Genomic DNA, 2277 nt, shown 5'->3' on the forward strand with positions numbered 1-2277 from the left:
GCGAAAGCCTTCGTCAGCTCTGCCAGAACGGTGGAGTTCAGGGCGTTCAGCGCCTGCGGCCGGTTGAGCGTGATGAGTGTTACAGCGCCCTTCTGTTCGACCAGGATCGTTTCGTAGCTCATAGAGGGTTCCATTGCGTTTCAGGAGGAAGAGGCGCGAAGATCGCGTCCAGCATGTCTTGGGTCACGCCTTCGGGAGTGGCGGGGTTCCACTTGGGCGCGTGGTCCTTGTCGACGATCACCGCCCGCACGCCTTCTGCAAAGTCCGGCAGGACCAGCACGCGCGAGCCGATGGCGTATTCCATGGCCATGTTCTGCGCGAACGTCTCGAGGCCAAGCGAAGTCTTGAGCTGCCTCAGTGACACCTTGCAGGCCTGCGGGCTCTTGGTGCGCAAGGTCGCGAGTTCCTTGGCCGCCCACTCGCTGTCATCCCCTTCGAGGGAGGCAAGCACCTGTTCCAGCGTGTCGAAGGCGAAGTGGCGCCGAATGTCCGCCGCGTGGGAGGCGATCCTTGGCTCGGCCGGCTTGGCGGTCAGCGCGGTCAGCACGCCGCCGATGTCATGCCCGGCAGCGATCCGGGTCTTTGCCTGTGCCAGTTCCGCAGCCGGGAGATAATGCGTGGCGAGCCCCGCCCAGAGGCATTCCGAACCGTCGAGCCGCGCACCCGTAAGGGCGAGGAATTGCCCCACCCGGCCGTCCAGCCGTGAAAGGTACCAGCCTCCGCCCACATCGGGGAAGAGGCCGATCCCCGTCTCCGGCATGGCGAACCGCGTGTTTTCCGTCGCCACGCGGTACCTGGCCGGCTGCGAGATGCCCACGCCGCCGCCCATCGTGATGCCGTCCATAAAGGCCACGATCGGCTTGGGATACGTGAACATCTGATGATTGAGGCGATATTCCTCGTGGAAGAAACTTCGCCCCGCCTCGCCTCCGTCCGTCAAGGCGGACTGGCGCAGGAGATTGATGTCCCCACCCGAACAGAAGCCGCGCCCCTCCGCATGTTCAACGATCACCACCTTCACCGCCGCGTCTTGCGCCCAGGCGGTGAGCTGCTTGATCATGGCCTCGCACATACCCAGCGTGAGCGCGTGGATAGCCTTGGGACGGTTGAGCGAGATGAAGCCGGCCACACCCTCGCGCCGGAACAGCACTTCGTCGGTCATTGCGTTTCCTGACACCTGTGTATCGATCACTTCAGGAGATCACGGCCGACGATCATCCGCATGACCTCGTTCGTGCCTTCGAGAATGCGATGGACGCGCAGGTCACGCCAGAAGCGCTCGATCGGGTAGTCCTTCAGGTACCCGTATCCCCCGAAGATCTGCAGAGCCCTGTCCACCACGGAGGAGCCGGTGTCCGTCGCGACAAGCTTGGCCATGGCCGAGAACCGCGTCTTGTCCGCCGCGCCCGCCGTCACCTTGGCGGCAGCAAGATAAAGCAGCGCCCGGGCAGCCTCGAGTTCTGCCGCCATGTCGGCCAGGCGGAACTGCGTGTTCTGGAACTCGGCTATCGCCTGATCGAACTGACGGCGGTCCTTGGCGTAGAGGACGGCTTCGTCGAGGCACCGCTGCGCGCCGCCGAGCGAACACGCGCCGATATTGAGCCGCCCGCCATCAAGACCGGCCATGGCGAACTTGAAGCCGTCGCCTTCGGCCCCGACCCGGTTCTCCACCGGAACGCGGGCATCCTCGAAGATGACTTGCGCGGTGGGCGAGCTGTTCCAGCCCAGCTTCTTCTCCGGCGCGCCGAAGCTGACGCCCGCCGTGTCCTTGTCGACTACGAAGCAGGAGATGCCGCGCGACTTGTGCTCGCCCGTGCGGGCCATCACCAGGTACACGTCATTGTAGCCGCCGCCCGAGATGAACTGCTTGGTGCCGTTGAGGACGTAGTGATCGCCGTCCAGCCGGGCCGTGGTCTTCAGCGCCGCTGCGTCCGAGCCGGAACCCGGCTCGGTCAGGCAGTAGGACGCGATCTTCTCCATCGTCACCAGTTCGGGAAGGTAGCGGTCCTTCAGCTGCTGGTCCGCGAAGGTGTCGATCATCCAGGCGCCCATGTTGTGGATCGAGATGTAGGCGCTCGTGGCGGGGCAGCCGTAGGACATGGCTTCCATGATAAGCGCCGCGTCAAGCCGCCCGAGGCCAATGCCGCCGCTGTCCTCCGACACGTAGATCGCGCCGAAGCCCAGTTCGCCCGCCGCCTTCCACACATCGACCGGATAATGGTGCTTCTCGTCCCACTCCGCCGCAAAGGGAGTGATCCTGTCCGCCGTGAACTTGCG

General features: G+C 64.6%; 3 protein-coding genes. All 3 read right to left on the reverse strand.

Features of this window, described 5'->3' with window-relative positions:
* The coding region (locus QOL62_RS19675) for an enoyl-CoA hydratase-related protein (protein ID WP_283407302.1) at positions 1-122 on the reverse strand (122 nt) is incomplete at its 3' end.
* Entirely contained in the window at positions 119-1162 is a 1044-nt protein-coding gene (locus QOL62_RS19680) for an enoyl-CoA hydratase/isomerase family protein (RefSeq protein WP_283407300.1), read from the reverse strand. The genes QOL62_RS19680 and QOL62_RS19675, both read right to left, overlap by 4 nt.
* Before the next feature lie 26 nt (positions 1163-1188).
* Positions 1189-2277: acyl-CoA dehydrogenase family protein (locus QOL62_RS19685; protein WP_283407301.1), on the reverse strand; the 1089-nt coding region annotated here is incomplete at its 5' end.

Origin of the sequence: Novosphingobium panipatense, assembly GCF_900182875.1 — a bacterium.
In the GTDB taxonomy this organism is placed as follows: Bacteria; Pseudomonadota; Alphaproteobacteria; order Sphingomonadales; family Sphingomonadaceae; genus Novosphingobium; species Novosphingobium panipatense.